The sequence below is a fragment of the Bacteroidota bacterium genome (assembly GCA_016699695.1).
Taxonomy (GTDB): domain Bacteria; phylum Bacteroidota; class Bacteroidia; order Bacteroidales; family UBA10428; genus UBA10428.
The window spans coordinates 1,063,055-1,083,817 of record CP065006.1; the positions used below are offsets into that span (position 1 = coordinate 1,063,055).

Annotated in this window: 18 protein-coding genes; 9 read left to right on the forward strand and 9 right to left on the reverse strand. The window is 42.0% G+C overall.

Annotated features, from left to right (window positions below; genetic code table 11):
* Positions 1–14 precede the first annotated feature (14 nt).
* The 3 genes from nqrE to IPM71_04465 all read left to right on the forward strand — a co-directional run bounded on the left by nqrE (position 15) and on the right by IPM71_04465 (position 3,127).
* Positions 15–632 (forward strand): NADH:ubiquinone reductase (Na(+)-transporting) subunit E, encoded by a 618-nt coding sequence (nqrE, locus tag IPM71_04455; GenBank protein ID QQS51986.1) that lies wholly within the window; start codon positions 15–17, stop codon positions 630–632.
* 21 nt (positions 633–653) lie between these two features.
* The gene (locus IPM71_04460) at positions 654–1,910 is read left to right on the forward strand and encodes an NADH:ubiquinone reductase (Na(+)-transporting) subunit F (protein QQS51987.1); all 1,257 of its coding nucleotides are present in this window, start codon (positions 654–656) and stop codon (positions 1,908–1,910) included.
* 200 nt (positions 1,911–2,110) lie between these two features.
* A complete protein-coding gene (locus IPM71_04465) occupies positions 2,111–3,127 on the forward strand; it encodes an FAD:protein FMN transferase (protein QQS51988.1) in 1,017 nt (338 codons plus the stop codon).
* A gap of 61 nt (positions 3,128–3,188) precedes the next feature.
* On the opposite strand, the gene IPM71_04470 is transcribed toward IPM71_04465, so the two are convergent.
* Complete coding sequence (locus IPM71_04470; protein QQS51989.1) at positions 3,189–3,455, reverse strand: hypothetical protein; 267 nt, start codon at positions 3,453–3,455, stop codon at positions 3,189–3,191.
* A gap of 146 nt (positions 3,456–3,601) precedes the next feature.
* Here IPM71_04470 and IPM71_04475 point away from each other — a divergent pair, with 146 nt between their 5' ends.
* The 4 genes from IPM71_04475 (at position 3,602) to IPM71_04490 (ending at position 9,247) form a co-directional block, all read left to right on the forward strand.
* Complete coding sequence (locus IPM71_04475) at positions 3,602–6,016, forward strand: transketolase (protein ID QQS51990.1); 2,415 nt, start codon at positions 3,602–3,604, stop codon at positions 6,014–6,016.
* Positions 6,017–6,189: 173 nt separating this feature from the next.
* Positions 6,190–6,990 carry a GNAT family N-acetyltransferase gene (locus IPM71_04480; protein QQS51991.1) on the forward strand — a complete coding sequence of 267 codons (801 nt, stop codon included), beginning with the start codon at positions 6,190–6,192 and terminating at the stop codon, positions 6,988–6,990.
* Between the two features lie 212 nt (positions 6,991–7,202).
* Entirely contained in the window at positions 7,203–8,060 is an 858-nt protein-coding gene (locus IPM71_04485; GenBank protein ID QQS51992.1) for a UDP-2,3-diacylglucosamine diphosphatase, read from the forward strand.
* Positions 8,061–8,149: 89 nt separating this feature from the next.
* Positions 8,150–9,247 carry a glycosyl transferase gene (locus tag IPM71_04490; GenBank protein ID QQS51993.1) on the forward strand — a complete coding sequence of 366 codons (1,098 nt, stop codon included), beginning with the start codon at positions 8,150–8,152 and terminating at the stop codon, positions 9,245–9,247.
* 50 nt (positions 9,248–9,297) lie between these two features.
* On the opposite strand, the gene nhaC is transcribed toward IPM71_04490, so the two are convergent.
* A complete protein-coding gene (gene nhaC, locus IPM71_04495; GenBank protein QQS51994.1) occupies positions 9,298–10,827 on the reverse strand; it encodes a Na+/H+ antiporter NhaC in 1,530 nt (509 codons plus the stop codon).
* A 145-nt stretch (positions 10,828–10,972) separates the two neighbouring features.
* On the opposite strand from nhaC, the gene IPM71_04500 reads away from it, so the two are divergent.
* A complete protein-coding gene (locus IPM71_04500) occupies positions 10,973–11,563 on the forward strand; it encodes a YqgE/AlgH family protein (protein ID QQS51995.1) in 591 nt (196 codons plus the stop codon).
* 22 nt (positions 11,564–11,585) lie between these two features.
* Here the strand turns inward: IPM71_04500 and IPM71_04505 are convergent, their stop codons facing one another.
* From IPM71_04505 to holA, 3 genes are read right to left on the reverse strand one after another with little or no spacing between them, the layout of a single operon-like run.
* The gene (locus IPM71_04505) at positions 11,586–12,434 is read right to left on the reverse strand and encodes an aminotransferase class IV (protein ID QQS51996.1); all 849 of its coding nucleotides are present in this window, start codon (positions 12,432–12,434) and stop codon (positions 11,586–11,588) included.
* Positions 12,427–13,044: a rhomboid family intramembrane serine protease gene (locus IPM71_04510; protein ID QQS51997.1), complete on the reverse strand. Its 618-nt coding sequence runs from the start codon at positions 13,042–13,044 to the stop codon at positions 12,427–12,429. The genes IPM71_04505 and IPM71_04510 overlap by 8 nt, the downstream gene beginning before the upstream one ends.
* A gap of 21 nt (positions 13,045–13,065) precedes the next feature.
* Positions 13,066–14,067 (reverse strand): DNA polymerase III subunit delta, encoded by a 1,002-nt coding sequence (gene holA / locus IPM71_04515; GenBank protein ID QQS51998.1) that lies wholly within the window; start codon positions 14,065–14,067, stop codon positions 13,066–13,068.
* Between the two features lie 78 nt (positions 14,068–14,145).
* Between holA and IPM71_04520 the strand changes: the two genes are divergently transcribed.
* Positions 14,146–14,595: a type I restriction enzyme HsdR N-terminal domain-containing protein gene (locus tag IPM71_04520; GenBank protein QQS51999.1), complete on the forward strand. Its 450-nt coding sequence runs from the start codon at positions 14,146–14,148 to the stop codon at positions 14,593–14,595.
* A gap of 5 nt (positions 14,596–14,600) precedes the next feature.
* Here the strand turns inward: IPM71_04520 and IPM71_04525 are convergent, their stop codons facing one another.
* The 4 genes from IPM71_04525 to IPM71_04540 all read right to left on the reverse strand — a co-directional run bounded on the left by IPM71_04525 (position 14,601) and on the right by IPM71_04540 (position 20,603).
* Positions 14,601–15,146: a GNAT family N-acetyltransferase gene (locus tag IPM71_04525; protein QQS52000.1), complete on the reverse strand. Its 546-nt coding sequence runs from the start codon at positions 15,144–15,146 to the stop codon at positions 14,601–14,603.
* 2 nt (positions 15,147–15,148) lie between these two features.
* Positions 15,149–17,008 (reverse strand): PD40 domain-containing protein, encoded by a 1,860-nt coding sequence (locus IPM71_04530; protein QQS52001.1) that lies wholly within the window; start codon positions 17,006–17,008, stop codon positions 15,149–15,151.
* Between the two features lie 3 nt (positions 17,009–17,011).
* Positions 17,012–18,313, reverse strand: coding sequence for a PD40 domain-containing protein (locus IPM71_04535; protein QQS52002.1), 1,302 nt, complete (start codon positions 18,311–18,313; stop codon positions 17,012–17,014).
* A gap of 490 nt (positions 18,314–18,803) precedes the next feature.
* Complete coding sequence (locus IPM71_04540) at positions 18,804–20,603, reverse strand: PD40 domain-containing protein (GenBank protein QQS52003.1); 1,800 nt, start codon at positions 20,601–20,603, stop codon at positions 18,804–18,806.
* Between the last annotated feature and the right edge of the window lie 160 nt (positions 20,604–20,763).

Sequence of the window (20,763 nt, forward strand, 5' to 3'; positions counted from 1 at the left end):
ATAAAAGCACTACCATGCAGGAGTATATCAATATAATAGTTAAGGCCATTTTTAGCGAGAACATGATTTTCGCTTTTTTCCTCGGCATGTGTTCATACCTTGCCGTGTCGAAAACAGTAAAAACATCGCTGGGGCTTGGAATCGCCGTAATTTTCGTGCAAATGGTTACCGTACCGGTTAACTACCTTTTGCTGGAAAATGTTTTAAAACCCGGAGCCTTAACCTGGCTCGGAGGTTCTTTTTCTGAAATTGATCTGTCGTTTCTAAGTTTTATGATTTACATTGCCACTATTGCTGCAATGGTTCAGTTAGTAGAGATGATAGTAGAGAAATTTTCACCCAGCCTATACAATTCTTTAGGAATATTTCTTCCGTTGATCGCTGTGAACTGTGCAATCCTTGCAGGATCGTTGTTTATGGAGCAGCGTGAATATCAAAATATGGGTGAGGTATTATCCTTTTCATTCGGATCGGGATTTGGCTGGGCTCTGGCAATTGTTACACTTGCCGCAATACGCGAAAGAATAAGGTATTCAAACATTCCGGCCCCCTTGCGTGGTTTGGGTATCACCTTTATAATTACAGGTTTGCTTGGAATAGCATTTATGAGTTTTATGGGCATCAAACTTTAACGATTTTTAACCAGTTAGAACATGATTATAGCGGCTACAACTTCGATGGTAATTCTGATAAGCATCTTATCTTTCTGGATTATCATTCTGCTACTTGTTACAAGTTTAATTATAGCACGTAACAGACTTGCTCCGCAAGGTAAGGTGGTGATTAACATCAACGATGGCAACACCGTAGAGGTTAGTCCGGGATCGACTCTATTAAGTACTCTATCGGCTCAAAATATATTTTTACCTTCGGCATGTGGTGGCGGTGGAACCTGCGGCATGTGCCGTTGTCAGGTAATTGAGGGCGGGGGATCGATCCTATCGACAGAAACAGGATACTTTACACGTAAGGAACAAGCCAATCACTGGCGCCTGGGTTGTCAGGTAAAAGTGCGTAACGACCTTAAAATACATGTGCCTGAAGAAATTTTAGGCATCAAAAAATGGGAATGCGAGGTGGTTTCGAACCACAATGTTGCCACTTTTATTAAAGAATTTGTAGTAAAACTTCCGCCGGGCGAAACCCTCGATTTTAAATCGGGGGGATACATTCAGATAGATGTTCCCAAATATGAAATGGACTTTAAAGATTTGGAGGTTGAAGCTGAGTACCGCGATGAGTGGGACAAATTCAAACTGTGGGATTTGAAAATGAAGAATTCCGAAGAAACTTATCGGGCTTATTCGATGGCCAACCACCCTGCAGAAGGAAATATTGTTATGCTCAACATACGTATAGCCACTCCACCCTGGGATGCCAAAACCGGAAGTTGGGCAAAGGTTAACCCTGGTATTTGTTCATCGTACATCTTTTCGCGCAAACCCGGCGATAAAGTAACCATCTCGGGCCCTTATGGCGAATTCTTTATTCAAGACACCAACAACGAAATGCTCTATATTGGTGGTGGGGCTGGTATGGCCCCTTTGCGTTCTCATCTTTTCCATCTGTTTCATACTGCAAAATCTGGCCGGAAAGTAAGTTATTGGTACGGAGCTCGCTCGCGCCGTGAAATATTTTACGAAGATCAATTCCGTGCCATTGAAAAAGAATTTCCCAACTTTAAATTTGTAATTGCTTTAAGCGATCCACAGCCCAACGACAACTGGGACGGCCCTGTTGGCTTTATTCACCAGGTGATTTATGACAATTACCTCAGCAAACACGAAGCCCCGGAAGATATTGAGTATTACATGTGCGGCCCCGGCCCTATGGTTGGAGCAGTGAAAAAAATGTTGTACAACCTGGGTGTAGCTGATGAAAGTATCTATTTCGACGACTTTGGAAATTAATTCATACCAAACAAACCAATTTTAAAGGAGGCTTATCTAGCCTCCTTTTTTTATTTTTAGATATCAATTCTTAAGTCTATTTTCTGAGTAGGCCGTAGTTTTTTTGACAGTTTATTCCACTTCAATTTTATTCAGAATAGCATGAGTTGCGCTACTTTTTGATTATTTAGATTCTTACCTTCGCATGAAAATCCCATACAATGAATTCACTATTCAAAAAACTAACATCACTATTTTTTCTCTTTATCGCTTTATTGCCTTTATCCTGCAAACAGGAACCTGTCTATAAAAAAATACAAGGCGAAACCCAGGGTACTACCTATCATATTACCTATCAAAGCCATCCGCGAAATAATTTTCAACCCGAAATTGAAAAACTGCTGGCCGACTTCGATCTTTCATTGTCGGCCTATGTGCAGGAATCGATACTATCGAGAGTAAACCGAAACGAAACAAACGTAATGCTAGATGATTACTTTATTACGGTTTTCAATAAATCGAAAGAGATTTATACCCTCACCGATGGAGCCTTTGATATTACAGTAGCCCCCCTGGTAAATGCCTGGGGATTTGGTCCCGATCCGGCACAGAACGCCGACAGCGCGTTGATTGACAGCCTACGGCAATATGTGGGTATGCCGCTTGTGAAGGTGGAAGGAAGGACATTGATTAAAAATCATCCAGCGGTGAAAATCGATGTAAATGCCATTGCACAAGGTTATTCGGCAGATGTAATCGCAGATTTCCTCGTTAGCAAAAGAGTGGTAAACCTTATGGTTGAAATTGGAGGAGAGATTGTAACCAAAGGTTTAAATCCGAAAGGCGAAGAATGGAAAATTGGCGTTGACAAACCCACCGACAATAACTTTTCGCCCGGGCAGAACCTTCAGGCAATCTTAAAAATTTCTGGTAAGGCGCTTGCAACCTCGGGTAATTACAGGAAGTTTTATGAAAAAGACGGCCAGAAATACGTGCACAGCATCGACCCGCATACCGGTTACCCCGTTGTAAGTAATTTACTGAGCACTACTGTGGTTGCTTCCGATTGCATGACTGCCGATGCTATGGCTACTGCCTTTATGGTAATGGGTCTTGAAAATAGCATAGCATGGCTAACTAAGCACCCCGAATTGGATGCCTTCCTCATTTATGCCGATGAAGATGGTAATTATAAAACTTTTATTACGGAGGGAATGAAAAACTCAATGGTGCAATAGGAGTCATTGTCTAGGAAAAATTATATTCTTTCTACTGGGGTGCTTTTAAGAAAAGTGCATTCTATTCAGCAGATTTTTTCGACCCGAGGCCCGACACATCGACTTTTAAGTACAAAGGATTAATGTTTTTTGCGGCTCTTTTCCGAACGGCTTCACGGTATCTCTTGTTTTCATCGCATTTCACACAGGTAATTCCCAAATGCCGCATATTTCTGTTTGTGCCTACCTCCGTTTCCGGAAAGTTACCCCCCTTCACAAAGAAAATCCTCACACCAAGAATTAAAAAGGAAATACCCACCAGCACAATCGCAATTAATACTACTTCCATGTTTCAATTTTTTACAAAATTAATCAATCCTGTCATTCTATATCTTAGTTTGCAAAACAACACAAACGTATATTCAAGCTCTATTGTTGCTATATTTGTTAAACAACAAGCCTGCTCGATTGTTCCATACTTGATAAAAAAATAATATGACCAAGAGCGCACATTCACTTCCTGCAACCAAAGACCAAATTCTTCGCGATTATAAAACCGGATGGCAAAGCCGCTATTTGAGCATGGCTGGCCGTAAAGAAGTACTTACCGGAAAGGCAAAATTTGGAATTTTTGGCGATGGCAAAGAAATTCCTCAGCTGGTGCTGGCACATTTTTTCGAAAAAGGCGACTGGCGATCGGGTTACTACCGCGACCAGACGCTGATGCTCGCCACAGAAATGTTTACGCTCGAAGAATTTTTTTACCAACTCTACGGGGCTACCAACATCGAGCAAAACCCTTCCAATGGTGGTCGTTCGTTTAACAACCATTTTGGTTCGCGCATCCTTAAAGAAAATGGCGAATGGATCGACCTGATGGCGCAAAAGAACTCTGCTGCCGATTTATCCCCTACAGCCGGCCAGATGCCCCGTTCGATTGGCCTGGCACTGGCATCGAAAATTTATAGACACAATAAAACCCTGCATGACGAAACTACTTTTTCGAACAAAGGAAACGAGGTTGTTTTTGCCACTATTGGTGATGCAAGCACTTCCGAGGGACACTTTTTTGAAATACTGAACGCAGCAGGTGTGTTGCAAGTACCCTTGGTAACCTGCGTGTGGGATGATGGCTATGGCATTTCGGTAGAAAAAGAAAAACAAACCATAAAAGGCAGCATCTCGGAAGCACTCAGCGGTTTTGAGAAAAAAGATAAGTCGAACGGATTGCTCATTTACCGCGGTAAAGGCTGGGATTATGAAGGGCTCTTCGATATCTTTAGCGAAGGTATAGCCCAGGCTCGCAAGCACCATGTGCCGGTGCTGTTTCATATCGACGAAATTACCCAACCCCTTGGGCATTCTACTTCGGGCTCGCATGAACGCTACAAATCGGCCGAACGGCTCGAATGGGAAAAGGAATATGACGGTCTTGCAAAATTGCGCGAATTGATTCTTCAAAAGAAACTCGCAACAGCAGCACAACTCAACGCCATTGAAGCTGAAGCCAGCACAGAAGTGAATAAAGCACGTGAAATTGCATGGAAAGGTTTCCGGAAGCCCATCAATCAGCACAAGCAGGAGCTGATGGCGATTATTAAAAACCGAAGATGTGCGTGTAGGAACGAAGGAATTGATAAACTTTCAATCTTGGTTCGTAACCTCGAACACACCGAAACCCCATTAAGAAAAGACATTACTTCTGCCGCCAGAAAACTTTTAAGGTTCGTGTGCAGCGATTGTCCAGAGCGCGAGGACCTACAGGAAAAAATTAAGTCCTGGCTGGCACAAAACAGGTCGATGAATTTTGAACAATACAGCTCAGGAGTCTATTCGGAGAATGAAAAATCGGTACTTCACCAGGAAGGAGTACCACCCCTATACCCAGAAAAACCTGAAGAGGTGCCAGGCAGGCTGATTATTCGCGACAACTTCGACAAACTGTTTGCCAAATACCCCAAACTGGTTGCCTTTGGCGAAGATGTAGGTAAGATTGGCGGTGTTAACCAAACTTACGAAGGCTTGCAGGAAAAATATGGCATAAGCCGCATTTTCGATACTGGCATTCGCGAAACAAGCATTATGGGCAAAGGTATAGGATTAGCCCTGAGGGGATTCAGGCCCATTGCCGAAATCCAATACCTCGATTACCTGCTTTACGGCCTGCAAACCCTCAGCGATGATCTGGCAACCCTTCACTGGCGCACTACCGCCGGCCAATCGGCACCCCTTATTGTAAGTACCCGTGGGCACAGGCTCGAAGGAATCTGGCATGCCGGTTCGCCCATAGGCATGATAATAAATGCCCTGCGCGGAATATATTTATGTGTGCCCCGCAACATGACTCAGGCGGCAGGATTTTACAATATGCTGCTCGAAGGACAAGACCCGGCCATCATCATTGAGCCACTCAATGCCTATCGCCTGAAGGAGCCCATGCCCCAAAACCTTGGCGAATTTAAAATCGCCCTCGGAGTGCCTGAATTTATCTGCAATGGCGACGACATTACCGTGGTAACCTATGGTTCGAGCGTACGTGTGGCACATGAGGCAGCCTTGCAACTCGAAGAATTTGGCATATTTATCGATTTGATAGATGCACAAACACTACTTCCCTTCGATATCAACCATTCGATTGTAGAATCATTGAAACGAACCCACAAGATTATTTTTATGGACGAAGATGTACCCGGAGGTGCTTCGGCTTACATGATGCAGAAAGTGCTCGAAGAGCAAGGCGGCTTTGATTACCTCGAAATGGCACCTCGTACCCTCTCCGGTCGCGACCACCGGCCGGCTTATACTTCCGATGGCGATTATTATTCGAACCCCATTGCCGACGACCTTTTTGAAATGGCGTATGAGATAATGTGCAAGGTCAACCCAAATAAGTTCAAACCACTTCAATAATACAGCCTTCGCTAACATTTCCTTCGCCATAGCATCAGAACCTGCCCATACTCTTGACTGATGTATTGCAATTATTTAATTTTAAAGGCTGTAATGCTTTACTTTTATTAATATACACTTCACAATTTACTAATATGCAGGTTGTACCTTCGCCAGGTACTAAAAATTAATCTATGTATCTGAAAACCCTTCAGGATAAAAATAGTAACTACAACCAAAGTACCATTCCCCAGTTTATCATTGAAGATGAACTATACATTACCAGACTTGCCAGAACCCCGATTGAACTCGACGAAGCCTTAAAACTTCGCTTCGAAGTGTTTAACCTTGAAATGGGAGAAGGCTTGCAATCTTCTTTTCAAACCCTGCGCGACGAAGATGATTTCGACCAGCAGTGCCACCATTTAATTATTATTGAAAAAGCTAGCCAAAAAATTATTGGCACCTACCGGATGCAGTCTTACGATATTGCTAAAGAAGGTAAAGGTTTTTATTCCAACGATGAGTTTGTGCTTGATTCATTGCCGGTTTCGATAATTGAAAATGCAGCAGAATTAGGCCGTGCCTGTATTGCACGCGATTTTCGTAACAAAAAAACATTGTACCTGCTCTGGTGTGGTATTGCACGTTATGCCCAGTACACCGAAAAACGGTATCTATTTGGTTGCTGCTCGCTAAAAAGCCAAGATGACCTGGAAGGTATAAAACTCTGGCAACAGCTTAAAGATGCAGGTCACCTCGATAAAAACTTCCTGATAGGCACCCAGCCAGAGTATACCATTCGTGCCAACAAACTAATAGCCAACCAGCCCGAGATAGAAATGCCCCCGCTACTGGGCATGTACCTGCGCTATGGTGCTACTGTAATAAGTTACCCAGCCATCGACAGGGCCTTTAAAACCATCGATTATCTGGTACTACTCGACACCCATCAGTTATCTCCTGTGGCAAGACGAATGTTCTTTGGTGAATAAATACTTTGATGCTATAATTCAGGGTTCCTTGTCTTATAAGGCTTAAAAAGAAATAAGTAACAATTACTTAACGCAAAATTAAATCAGAAAGCTTTATATTTTTATTCCTTAGCGTTGGCATTAAGAGAAGGGAATTAGGTTACAGAGATAAAAGAATTTTGTACCTTGAATTGTGGAATTTGGACTCATTACCTTCCATTCATAAAAGCTGCATGAATAAAACACGTCGAAAAGTTGAGATCGCAGTTATTTCCGATGTTCACTTGGGAACCTATGGATGCCATGCCCGAGAACTCAACCGGTACCTGAAAAGTATCCATCCCGAAACCCTAATTCTCAATGGCGATATAATCGACATCTGGCAGTTTTCGAAGCGATACTGGCCCAACCCTCACATGAAGGTGATAAAGCAAATTTTAAATCTGTCTGCCAAAGGTACCAAAGTATATTACGTCACCGGAAACCACGATGAAACCTTGCGCAAATTTGCCGGATTAAGCATGGGAAATTTTCACATTGTCAATAAACTCGAACTCGAACTAGATGGCAAAAAAGCCTGGATTTTCCATGGCGATGTGTTTGATGTGATCATGCAATATTCGCGGTGGCTTGCCAAACTAGGTGCGATTAGTTACGATGCCCTGATTCTCTTGAATATTTTCATTAATAAAACCAGCAGTCTCTTTGGCAGAGGCAAAGTATCGCTCTCGAAAAAAATCAAAGACAATGTAAAATCGGCCGTAAAATACATTAATAATTTCGAGGAAACTGCCGCGCAGCTGGCCATTCAGAAAGGTTTCGATTACATTATATGCGGGCACATCCATCACCCCGATGACCGCATTGTGAAGGATAATCACGGGAAAACAATCCGTTACCTCAACTCGGGCGACTGGATTGAAAACCTTACTGCCCTTGAATATAAAAAGGGTAAGTGGAAAATATACCGGTACCTCGACGACAACAAGCTGCTAACCAACAATGGCGGGGTAGACGAGGATTTTTCTTCTCCTGCTGATCTCGATAACAAAGAGTTGTTCAACCAGATGTTAAAGGAGTTTCAGAATTAAACACACAAATCGATGAGAAGACAAAATGTACTCCAACGCTACTTACCTTCTCATTGTTCCCAACGAATAAAAACGAATTCCCTACTCAAGTGAAAATACTCTATGCCATACAAGGTACCGGAAACGGACATCTGAGCCGGGCACGCGATGTTGTGCCAGCCTTAAAAAAGTTTTGTGAAGTTGACATTCTTGTGTCTGGCTACCAGGCCGATGTAAAACTGCCATTCGAAGTAAAATACAATTACCGTGGATTAAGTTTTATTTTTGGCAAAAAGGGTGGGGTCGATATGTGGAATACCTATGTCAAAGCCAACATCAAAAAATTGCGCGAAGAGATTAAGAGTGTTCCTGTTGAAGATTATGATTTTGTAATCAACGATTTCGAACCCGTTTCGGCATGGGCCTGCTATAAAAAGAAAGTGCCTTGTGTGGCGTTTAGTCACCAGTCGGCTGTGCTCAATCCGAATGCGCCGAAACCAAAAACTACCGACTTAATGGGCAGGTTTATTCTGAAAAATTATGCTCCCTCGAACATGCAATTCGGATTGCACTTCAGCCGTTATTCGCCTACTATTTTTACACCCATCATACGCAGCGAAATACGCCAGGCCAAACTTAGTAACAAAGGGCATTACACTGTATATCTTCCTGCTTACGGCGACGATAAACTGGTTACACTTCTTTCAGAAGTAAAGGGTACGAAATGGCATATTTTTTCGAAGCATACAAAGAAAAGCTCTGAGCATGGCGATATAAAGGTTTTTCCGATAACCAACGAATTGTATATCGAAAGTCTGCGAAAAAGTGCAGGCCTTTTATGTGGAGCTGGGTTCGAGGGCCCGGCTGAAGCCTTGCACATGGGCAAAAAATTAATGGTAGTGCCTATGAAAGGACAATATGAGCAGCAATGCAATGCGGCTGCTCTGAAAAGTATGGGGGTGCCGGTTATTAAAAAACTAAATGAAAGCAAAATTGGAAAAATACAAAACTGGGTCGACTCCGATTACCGGGTAGAGGTTGATTACCCGGATGTTACTGAACTAATTATCAAACAAATTTTCGAGTCGCATGTACTCGAACTCATAAAAAAAAACAACTGGAATACCACTTTCAGTCTGAAATTCGACAAAAAAGACCTTACTGGAAAAGAATCTTCAAAAAATAAAAAGAAGAAAAATAAACCCTAAAAATAGTAATACTCGATTAATCAAACGATTAACCTCTCTTTTGCTGCCCACTATTCATTCTTCTTTTCAGCAGTACTTCCTTTGTCTATGTGCCGTATTTTATAACCAAGGTACCCGATGGTTATAGCCACCAAAGGATTAACCAGGTTAAAAAAGCAATACGGCAAATAAGTCCATGTCGATACACCCAAAACCTTAGCCTGGGTAGCCCCGCATGTATTCCATGGAACCAGCACGGAGGTGAGGGTACCCCCATCTTCGAGGGTGCGGCTTAGCACTTCTGGCTTCAACCCTCTCTTCTTGTAACTTTCGGCAAACATCTCACCCGGCACAAGAATAGAAATATACTGGTCGCTGGCAGTGATATTAAAGAAGATTGAAGATCCGATGGTAGAGGCGATCAATGAGCCTGTAGATTTGGCCCGTTTAATTATTGCAGAAGTAATTCGTGCCAGCATACCTCCAGCTTGCATGGTGCCTCCATAAACCATCGCAGATATTATCAGCCATACGGTATTTAACATGCCGGCCATACCTGTGGTTGTAAACAACTCTTTTACGATTTCATTATCCGATTCAATGTGCAAATTTCCAAACATGGCCTGCATAAATGACTTATACGATGCAAAAAAATAGGTGCCATCGGCATGAGGAAACAGACTGCCAAAGAAATTTTTAATTCCTTCTATAGAATTATTGCCATCGATAGAGCCTATTTCCAACACAATACCTCGTTGAAAAATGAGTGCAAATACACCACCCAGAAGGGTTCCGGCCATTAAGGCAGGTAGCGGGGGTACTTTTTTTAAAATCACTACCATGAGAATAACAGGTACTAAAAGTAAAACAGGCGAGATAAAAAAGGAATCACTGATGGCTTTCGTTACCTGTGCAACATTGGCTTCGGTGTTTTGTAATTCAATATTAAATCCAATTATTGTAAAAATTAAGATAGCAATAAGAATCGAAGGAATAGTTGTAATTGTCATGTAGCGCACATGCGTAAACAAATCGGTACCTGCAACGGCCGGGGCAAGGTTGGTGGTATCGGACAAGGGAGACATTTTATCGCCAAAATAGGCACCCGAAATAACCGCGCCTGCCACCAGGCCCTCATGAAAACCCAGAGCATTGCCGATACCCAGAAAGGCGACCCCAATTGTGGCTACAGTAGACCAAGACGATCCAGTGGCCAACGACACCATGCAGCATACCACAATCACCGTGAGTAAAAAAACTTTGGGGTGTATAATCTCCAACCCATAAAAAATCATGGCTGGTATTACCCCACTCAATAACCAGGTACCCGCCAGGGAACCAATAAGCAGTAAAATCAACATGGCTGGCATAGCTTTGTCGATACTGTGAAGGATGCGCGATTTAATCTGGGTCCACTGCACGCCATGCCGGTAAGCAATGACCGAAGCTAAGACGGAGGCCAATAAAAGGATAATCTGATTCGACCCCGAAAGGGTATCGTCGCCAAAGAGCAGTACGTTAAGGGTTAAAAAAACAACGAGGAACAATACTGGCACCATGGCCGAAAAAAAAGAAATTTGCTTGGTTGCCTTTGCACTCATACTGTTTTTTTAAGTGGTAATCACCGCTTGTTTTGTAAAATAAGGGAATATTAACAATTTGGTAAAGTTCTTTTGTTCTTTTTCGTCTATTTTTACCAAATAATTGCGAATGCACCATGGCGGGTCGTTCAAAACCAAGCTGAGAATGATTTTAAATTACAATTTCTTCGAACCCGACAACAGACAGGAACCGCAGAAAGGTAAAGTGCTCATATCAGAACCTTTCTTAACGGACAACTATTTCAAGCGATCCATTGTGCTGATTACAGAGCATTCGGAATCGGAAGGAACAGTTGGATTTGTGCTGAATAAACCTGTGGACATTGCTATCAGCGAAATTGTAGAGAATTTTCCTAAAACCAACGCATCACTCTCATTGGGTGGTCCAGTGAATACCAATACACTGCATTACATACACACTCTGGGCGATATTATTCCCAACAGCAACAGGGTCATTGGAAATGTTTTCTGGGGGGGCGATTTTGAGGTGGTAGAGAAGCTTATTGCATCGGGTAATATTTCCAACAGCCAGATAAAGTTCTTCCTTGGATATTCGGGTTGGTCGGCTAACCAGCTCGAAGAGGAACTTGAACAAAGTGCATGGTTAATATCCGAACTCAGCCCGGAAGAAATTATGGCTCCCATGAACCGCAATTACTGGAAACGCCACCTGCAAAGCAAAGGAAAAAAATACGAGATGTGGTCGAACTTCCCGGAAGACCCCGAGATGAACTAGTAAACCTTCTCTACCCTGCTATTTAAAGTCCAGCCAATTCGTTTAGCCGGTGGGTAAGCATCTCAGCCATGCGATGAAAGTATCGCCTGTTCCGAAAGGCTCCAACATGTCTGATGCCTTGTATGGCATTGGTAAGCCACAACTCATCGGCTTCGAGTATATGGTTGATACCGAAGCCTTCAACCTCTTTAACAGGCAGCTTTTGATTGTGAGCTAGTTCGAGAATGGTTTCCCTCATGGTTCCTGCTACACAGCCACATTCGGCTGTTGTTGCATAAATTATTCGATTTTTTACCAAAAACAAATTCGACGATAAACCTTCGATAAGCTTATCCTCCTCATTCAATAGCAGGCAATCGTCCAATGCATTTTCATTTTTCCAGATACCTGCCATTACGTAAAACATGGCACTGCTATGTTTAAAAGCCGAAAGCTTGTTGATGGGTTTCTTAATCTCCTCATACACCTCTACATTTAACCCTTTTTCTGGTAGTTGAAACTTCTCCTGACTTAGCGGCTCGCAAGTGATAAGGTATTGGACATCCTTTAATGCAGGAGCATAAAAGCCCCCCGGAACGCGAAATAAGACAAGCCTGATGCGGGCTGCCTTGTAAATGCGGTTCTTTTGCAACAACCTGTGTATTTGAAATCGAAAATACTCTGCAGTAAAATCAGCAGGCATTTGCATGTTTAATAAGGCCAGAGTTCGAAGAATGCGTGCGTAATGCCTGTGAAAAAACAATGGTTCTGAATTGGCACACCGGATTGTTTCGAAAAAGCCATCGCCATAGCAAAATGCCCTGTTATCGGCAAACAACAAGGGCTTATCTGCCGCCACCATATCTCCCTGATAGCAAAGGTATTTAGGCATACATGAGCAATTTGGATATAAAATGCCTGATCAGCTCAAGTTCAAGAAATAAGGGGAACACAAAACCAAATACAGCACCCAATAAATGCGCATCGTGGGCAATATTGTCGCCACCTCGTTTCGACTGGTAATGCGAATAGGCTACATAAAGCACGGCGAAAATAATTCCGGGTACCGGGATAAAATAAACCCCAATCATGTTCCAAGGATCGAAAAAGATACTGAAAAAAAGTACAGCCGATACAGCTCCTGAAGCCCCCACAGAATTGTACCACGGATCGTCACGATGACGATACAGCGACATGGAGGCTGCAAATACTATCGCCAAAAGATAAAACACAATAAAAATCAGCACCGGGTAACGGATGATTCCATTGGCAGCCAGCTGGCCAAGATAGAGTTCGACCGTGCTGCCAAAAAAATACAACACAAACATGTTTACAAATAGGTGCCACCAGTTGGCATGAATAAAACCATGCGACAAAATCCGGTAGTATTCTCTGCGATGAAATACCTGGTAGGGGTTGAACTGAAGCCGGATAAACATGCTTCTGTTCTGAAAAGCCAGAACCGATATTGCAACGGTGATAATGATTAATACAATAGTCATGTGCTAATGTGTTACAGTATACTAATTAAGAATTTTAAAGGCCAGCTCCTTCAATAAATCTCCGGGCGAGGCAGAAATATTTCCAACGCCCTTCGATTTCAGGTCGTACTGGCGAAGTTGCGAGATAATTTCTGCCGATTTCTCAAAAGAGAACCTACTGGCAGCCTTCTGGTATTCGGGTACGAAATAGGGATTTATTTTTAGTGCTGCCGCCACCGATAGCTTGGATTTATCGGAAAGTTTATGGTAGACAATTACCTTATTAAAAAAACTATATAATATGGCAAGGGTAACCACGAGAGGATTGTCGCGCTGATTGCGTGCAAAATGGTCGACAATACGGTAAACCTTCAGGTGATCGCGACGCACCAAAGCATTCTGAAGTTCAATGTTGTTAAAATCTTTGCTAATGCCAATATTTTCTTCGATATGTACCGAGGTGATGAGCTTTTCGCCAGCCGCAAGGGTAATGGTAAGTTTATCGATTTCCATGGCAATCTTATTGAGATCTGACCCCAGAAATTCGGTGAGCAACAAGGCTGCGGTAGGCTGAATGGAGAATCCTCCCGACTGGCAGTATTTTGTAATCCAATCGGGCACTTTATCGTCATAAAGTTTTTTCGACTCGAACAATACCGCATCCTTTTCGAGTATTTTAAAGAGTTTTTTGCGCTTGTCGAGTGTTTTATATTTGTAATTAAGTACCAGGAGGGTCGATTTCAAAGGATGTTCGGCATAATACACCAAATCGTCGATAGAGTTAATGTTTTGGGCCTCTTTCACAATTATTACCTGGTGTTGCGCCATCATCGGGTAACGCTTGGCCGCATTGATTACACTCACTATGTCAACATCTTTTCCATAAAGCACCGTCTGATTAAAGGCTTTTTCTTCTTCTTTTAATACATTGGCTGCAATGTAATCGGTTATCTTATCAATAAAATAAGACTCCTCACCCATGAGAAAATAAATGGGGGCATACTTCTTTTGTTTCAGATCGGAAAGTATAGACTCAAAAGTCATTTCGAAGTTTTATGGCTGCTAAAATAGGAAAAAGATTAGTATTTTTCGGGCATTCGAACCGAATGATCACCTAAGGATATGCAGGCACTAAATCTTCCGTTGTATAGCTTTAATATTCAAAATAAAGGCTCAAAAAAGGAAATATTCGACGAAATCCGAAGGTGTTTTGTAGTGCTTACCCCTGAAGAGTGGGTGAGACAAAATATTTTAAAGTACCTGGTAACTGAGAAAGGCTTTCCGAATGGATTGATTTCTATTGAGGCGGGCTTGCGGGTAAACCGCCTCAAAAGACGGTATGACGGTTTGATCTATTCTCGCCAGAATTTACCGCTGGTATTGCTCGAATGCAAGGCTCCGGCCGTAAGTATCAATCAGGCAGTGTTCGACCAGATTTTTGCATACAACACCAGCGTTTCAGCCCCCTATCTGCTTATTACAAATGGAATGAACCATTTTTTCTTAAAACGAAATGCAGAGGGAAAGATGGAGTTCATGAATACAATACCAGAATACCGCGAACTGCAATAGTTTGTTTATACCCGGTCGCGGGGATTAATCTTTTGCAATATCCATTCATCAACATAGCCTTCAGGGGTTTTTATCCATTCTTTTTTATTGCCAGTTTGTTCAAAACCAAGTTGTTGAAAAAGCTTCAGGCTTGCCTCATTATTGGCCATAATGTTGCAATATACCTGGTGCAGTTGCATAACCTCGAAGGCATATTCACAAAGCTTCTTAAGCGATTCCTGCGCATAACCTTTCCCACGCTCTGCAGCTTCGCCAATAAGTATCCCCGCCCCTACCCTCAAATGCAGAGGTTCGAAATCGAACAGGTCAATGGCGCCTACAGTTTTTGTAAGGGAATCTTCCTTTACATCTATCATAAGCCTGAGCTGCCGGGTTTGAAAAATATCGAGGTGGGCATTCTCGATATAGCGATTTAGCACACTGCGTGAAAAAGGGGAAATGGTATTGCTGACTTTCCAGGTTTGAGGGTCGTTTTCCCAACGATAAAGGTATTCGATGTCTTCAGGCTCCAGGGCCCTTAAAATAATCTGAAAAGGCTGATTGACTGGCATCGCTATTTCAACTTTTCAATTTCCTGGGTGCTTCGAATAAATGCATCTTTGTATCCCTTCGTGAAATACAAACGCAAGTCCGAAATAGCTTCTTCCTGTGAAGAATAATGCCCAACCAGATAGCGCGTATAGCCATCTTTGCAGTGTACAACTGCCAAAGAACCCTTGTCCACACCCTTTAGTTTTTCTACTTCTACAGGATGTGTCAATGCCAGTATTTGAATAGCATAATTTCCGGATAGTGGCTTTACAACCGGCTCTACCACTTTATTTTCTGCACTCTTAGCAGGGGTAGGTTTTTTCGGTAGTTCTGGTTCTGTCTTTTTAACCTGAACAGTAGATTCTGTTTTCGAAGGTTCGGAGGTTACCTTTACTGCTACGACAGGTTCGGCTTTTTTCTCCTCCGCAACTGGAGTTGCAACAGCAAGCACAGCAGCAGTAGCTACTACAGGAATTGTCTTCTCTGTTGGTTCTTTAGATTGTTGCGCAACTGGCGAAGTAGTAACCTCTGCTTTTTTTGTTTCAGTTTCCTTTGGCTTTTGCGATTTTATATAGTCGGCCATTTCGCGCTGGCGGTCAGCACCACTTTGAATCAGGTATATATCCAGTTTCCCAAATCCTCCCGGTAAATCCCGAGCCAGATAGCCCTTATTGTATTGATTGTAAAAGCGAAAAGCTATATCGTCTTCGACTGAGTTATAAGGCATACCCAGGTTTTCTGGAGCGGTCCAGTTATCACCATTGCCTTCGCGAGTTGAAAGGTATATATCCATACGGCCAATAGACCCAGATCGATCGGAACTAAAGTAAAGTGCATTGCCACTCTCGGTGATAAAAGGAGATTCTTCGTTCGATTTTGAATTCACTACTTCTCCTATTCCCTGAGCCTTATCCCATTTTCCTTCTGCCTTAGTGGAATAATAAAGGTCAAAACCACCCACCCCTCCAGCACGGTCGCTGGCAAAAAAGAGAGTATTTCCATCTGCACTTATACTGGCACTGCTCTCGATGTACTTCGAGTTTACATTACGACCCAAATTGCTTGCCATACTCCACTTACCATCTGTTAGGGTAGAAACATACAAGTCAGCATCAAATTCTGTTAGCATTACTGCATAAAGTTCCTGGCCATTGTAAGATAGAGCTGTTACATACATATCACCCTGTGAATTTATCTGCGAACTAATATCCATGGGTTCGGTCCATTGGCCATTGCGCAAGAAAGACACAAAAATGACGTCTTTGCGCTTATCGTAACGCGTAAAAGCCATCGTTTTCATATCTCCACTATAAACAATATTGTATTCTGAGGCTGCAGTATTAATCTTGTCGCCCATATTCGTGAGCAATACCTCACGCGAATTTTGATTTTCTTCCGACTCAGTAATGCCAAGCGCTCGAATCTGCTCATCGACAATAGCCAGTTGCTGGGGATTGTTTAATACATAATTCCGATAGTCCTGATAAGCTTTTGCAGCTTCTACTGTCATTTCCTCCCGCATATAAGATTCGCCCAGCAGAAGTAATGCTTCAGGATGAGCAGCATCGCTAGTAAAGCTTCCGGGGATATAGTTTTCATCGATGCTTTTCTCCGCTTTCTGAAGGTAAGAAAGTGCATTTCTCTCCTGACCAAGCAAATTCATATAACATTGCCCAATCCGATAATTTACATTTGCGTTGCTCACTTGCGCAGGAAGCAATAATAAATACTGTTCGAGTGCAAAGGAGTAATCTTTTTCTTCGAGAAATTTTTCGGCTTTTACAAAAATCTTCTTTTCCGCATCGGAATACTGTGCATTGCCTGAAAGAGAAATAAATAAAGAACAGGCAATAAATCCTTGTATTATTCTAAAATCCTTCATTCACTATGGATATAATCCAGGAATCGACAATGTCGACTTCAATTCGATGAGAAAAATATCCGATACACCTGATTCCTGGTCTATGATTGAATAATATCCCGTATTGCATTTCCCGTTTACTATAAAGTTTAAATTGTCGCGGGTAGTGTTCAATGGATATCCTACATTTCGTGGGATAGACCATTGGTTATTCTTCTTGTGCGAATAAAATATATCGAAACCTCCCATGTTGTAATGCCCTTGCGAACTAAAAAACAGAGCTCCTGTTTCGTGGCAGTAAACAGGCGACTCTTCTTCGAGCTTGGTGTTAACAGTTTTACCCAAATTTTTGGGTTTACTCCATTCGCCAGATTCAGATAGTGAGCTTATCCAGATATCTTTTCCGCCTCTTCCCCCATTTCGGTTGCTGACTAAATATATAGTTTTATCGTCTGCACCAAAACTTGCAAACGACTCGTTGGCTATAGAATTCACCTTACCAGGTAGCTTCTGCAACTTGCTCCAGGTTTGACCATCGAATTGTGAGAAGAAGATGTCGGAATTATCGGTGTTAACCTGAACAAACAAAATCATAGTACCATTGCTGTTGATTCCGGTAGGATAATACTCTCCGTCGGAGCCTATTTCAGGATTAATGTTCACTGGTTCTGACCATTGGTTATCAACCAAACGGGATACAAATACAGCATCGTAGAACTTTAGCCCCCTCACAAATACAAAGGTTTGGTTATCGAAAGAAATGACCGGATTAAACTCGCTGGAAGAACTACTTATGGGTTCACCCATTTGTGTGCGGACCATGTCGATGGGTGAATCTTGAATAATTTTAGCCCGTTCGCACGACTTTATTTCTTGCTCTACCACTGCCAGATTATAATTGCCATAAAAATAGGGCGAATCGATAAACTTGTTGTAGGCTTTTAATGCCGATTCCAGCTGTTCGGCCATACGGTATGCATTGCCCAAATAGTAATAGGCATGTAAGGGGGCTTTGCTTTCGTTATAATCGCGATCTTTGTATTGGTTTTTAGGCACTGTATGCAGGCACGCTTTTTCGAAATAAGGCACAGCCAGATGTTCCTGCCCGGGGATATTTAAATAGCATTCGCCGGCCTTAAAATTAAAATTTGCATTGTTCGGTTTTACCTCAAGTAGTTTTTTAAAGAAAAATACTGCTTCCTTGTAATCTTTTCTATTAAAAAAGTATTGGGCATCGTCGAATAACTCCTCAGGCGAAGAAGTTTCCTGTGCTCTAAGCGAAGAAAATATAACCAAAATGGTTGCGAAAAGTAAAAAACCTCTCATGGATACATATGTTATGAATACCTAAATTTAGTGAAAATAGGACATATCTTTCCACTGTCAATAGCAAGTAGAACACTTTAAATAATAAACAATGGCCTTTTACAGTGGAATAAAATTCCTAATAAATTGTAATACAATATATTAGATGACCATATTTGACGCTCCTTAAATTAGTGGCTTGTTGATAAGATGTTGTAGATAAGTCTTTTCAGACAAAGACTTATCCCTCAAACTCTCACAATAAGTTCATAGAAAATAATGAAGCTCCCTGAAGCAAGCTGACGGGTTATCTGCAAAGGATTTTACTTTATTCGCCTCATGGGGCGGGTATTTACCAGCGCACCCGCTTTCAGTCCCGATTGATTTAAATCGGAATTCGACTATAAAATTTCATTTCGTGAACTCATGAAATTTAAGTCATACGAATAAACAGCCTACCTCCTAGACAAAAGTGCATGTTTGATGTAGAAAGAGGTAGGCTGTTTATTTCTTAGGGTTTCGCTAGTCGGTAATTATCGGGCACGATATTGATGCTCTTAACCAGGTATTTGTCTGTAGGGTACTGAATTAACTCTAATTCAACCCGCCGGTTGTATTTTCTTCCTTCAGGGTTATCGTCACCACTGCTGGTTGTGTTTTGCGCAACAAAACTTTTTTCGCCCATTCCAATAACCTCTAACTGTTTAGATGAAACACCTTTGCCAATAAAATAATTAGCAATGGTTTTGGCCCTGCGCTCCGATAGATATTGGTTGTAAGTTTCAGAGCCAAGCGCATCGGTATGTCCGCTCAGACGCATCTTCATTTGCGGATTGTCTAATAGCAATTGGGCAAGAAACGCCAGTCCACTCAAGGTATCGTTTTGTATTACCGATCGGTCGAAACCAAATAGAATAGGTCGGAGTTCAATTACAGCAGGCTCTGGCTTGATTACAGAATCGGTTTTTATTTCGGTTGGTTCAACAACAAGAGCAATGGGTTCAGATACCGGCTCAATAAGTTCAGGTTCCTCTTTTTGTTCTACCAGTGTTACCTCATAGATATCGTAAACCCCATAGCCATTTTCGAGAATTTTGTATACATATCCAATTTCTCCATTCTTAAATGGGTAAAAAAACATGTCCTCGTCGGTTGTAGAAAATGGGTAATTTAGGTTCTGAGGGTTGGTCCAGGAAGTATCGTTCCACTCTGCAAAGTACAGGTCATATCCACCCATACCGCGATGCCCCTGCGAGGCAAAATAAAGTCTTTTACCATCGGCAGTTACAAATGGAGAAGCTTCGTTGAGTGGAGTGTTCACACCTTCTCCCAGGTTCACCGGCATACCCCAGTCGCCATCAGTACCCAGAACCGATTTATAGAGGTCCATGGTACCATCGCCTTTTCGGTTGCTGCTAAAGTAAATAACCTTACCATCAGCAGAAAAACTGGCTTCTGTCTCCCAGAATTTTGTATTGATATTTTTACTAATGGATTTGGATTTCGACCACTGTCCTTCAACAAATTCGCTGTAATAAATATCGCTGTCGAATACATCAGCCTTAGCCAATAATATAGTCTTTCCATCATAAGAAATACCTGTTATTGTCTGGTCTCCATCAGACATCAATTGGGGGGTGATATTGACAGGTCGCGACCAGTTTTTACCACGTTTCTGCGACATAAAAACCGCTTCGTAAAAAGGCAGTTTAATCATGTACACGAGTGTATTGCCATCGCCCGATAAAACAGGGTTATAATTGGAACTGCTGGTGTTAATAAGACTTCCCATGTTATTAAAGGAAACCGGAACGGGGTTATCCATGTATTCTTTGGCTATCAGACACGATTCTATTTGCTTGTTGACATAGTCCTTCTCAACTTGCGATTTCTCAGAAATCAAGCCCAGGTATGTTTTGTAACGGGCTATGGCTGTATCTAATTGATTATCTATACGATAGGCGTTGCCAAGGTACAAATAGGCATCCAGAGGTGCATAAACTTCGTTTAATGTCGATTCGCGGTATTTTAAGGATGCATTTAGTGTAGCCTTTTCAAGATAAGGTATGGATTTAAATTTCTGCCCTGGGATATTTAAATAACACACTCCGATATGATAATTGATATTCGCATTGTTCTCATAACCCATGGCGTAAACCTGCTGATAATCGCTCAAAGCATCGATATAGGCTTCCTGTGTAAAGAAGAATTGTGCATCGGCAAAGTATTCTTTTAACGAAATCTCTTTCTTTTGTGCATCGACAGTGCTTAAACAAAGACTGAATAATAGCAGAAACAATGTTCTTTTCATAGGATTTAGTTTTATCTGGTAGCCGACCAAAACACCTTACTATGGCTAATCTTTTAGAAATGACAGACAAAAAGGTGTAAATGTTTTGGCTCGAAAACAAATTTAAATAAAAAGCCTGCAGAAAATACCCATTAGGGTCTAAAGTATTTTTAGCAGGTGT

What these genes read in the sequence shown, in the direction of transcription:
- nqrE (QQS51986.1), top strand. Translation starts at nt 15, where the DNA reads ATGCAGGAGTATATCAATATAATAGTTAAGGCCATTTTTAGCGAGAAC.
- IPM71_04460 (QQS51987.1), top strand. Translation starts at nt 654, where the DNA reads ATGATTATAGCGGCTACAACTTCGATGGTAATTCTGATAAGCATCTTA.
- IPM71_04465 (QQS51988.1), top strand. Translation starts at nt 2,111, where the DNA reads ATGAATTCACTATTCAAAAAACTAACATCACTATTTTTTCTCTTTATC.
- IPM71_04470 (QQS51989.1), bottom strand. Translation starts at nt 3,455, where the DNA reads ATGGAAGTAGTATTAATTGCGATTGTGCTGGTGGGTATTTCCTTTTTA.
- IPM71_04475 (QQS51990.1), top strand. Translation starts at nt 3,602, where the DNA reads ATGACCAAGAGCGCACATTCACTTCCTGCAACCAAAGACCAAATTCTT.
- IPM71_04480 (QQS51991.1), top strand. Translation starts at nt 6,190, where the DNA reads ATGTATCTGAAAACCCTTCAGGATAAAAATAGTAACTACAACCAAAGT.
- IPM71_04485 (QQS51992.1), top strand. Translation starts at nt 7,203, where the DNA reads ATGAATAAAACACGTCGAAAAGTTGAGATCGCAGTTATTTCCGATGTT.
- nhaC (QQS51994.1), bottom strand. Translation starts at nt 10,827, where the DNA reads ATGAGTGCAAAGGCAACCAAGCAAATTTCTTTTTTTTCGGCCATGGTG.
- IPM71_04500 (QQS51995.1), top strand. Translation starts at nt 10,973, where the DNA reads ATGATTTTAAATTACAATTTCTTCGAACCCGACAACAGACAGGAACCG.
- IPM71_04505 (QQS51996.1), bottom strand. Translation starts at nt 12,434, where the DNA reads ATGCCTAAATACCTTTGCTATCAGGGAGATATGGTGGCGGCAGATAAG.
- IPM71_04510 (QQS51997.1), bottom strand. Translation starts at nt 13,044, where the DNA reads ATGACTATTGTATTAATCATTATCACCGTTGCAATATCGGTTCTGGCT.
- holA (QQS51998.1), bottom strand. Translation starts at nt 14,067, where the DNA reads ATGACTTTTGAGTCTATACTTTCCGATCTGAAACAAAAGAAGTATGCC.
- IPM71_04520 (QQS51999.1), top strand. Translation starts at nt 14,146, where the DNA reads ATGCAGGCACTAAATCTTCCGTTGTATAGCTTTAATATTCAAAATAAA.
- IPM71_04525 (QQS52000.1), bottom strand. Translation starts at nt 15,146, where the DNA reads ATGCCAGTCAATCAGCCTTTTCAGATTATTTTAAGGGCCCTGGAGCCT.
- IPM71_04530 (QQS52001.1), bottom strand. Translation starts at nt 17,008, where the DNA reads ATGAAGGATTTTAGAATAATACAAGGATTTATTGCCTGTTCTTTATTT.
- IPM71_04535 (QQS52002.1), bottom strand. Translation starts at nt 18,313, where the DNA reads ATGAGAGGTTTTTTACTTTTCGCAACCATTTTGGTTATATTTTCTTCG.
- IPM71_04540 (QQS52003.1), bottom strand. Translation starts at nt 20,603, where the DNA reads ATGAAAAGAACATTGTTTCTGCTATTATTCAGTCTTTGTTTAAGCACT.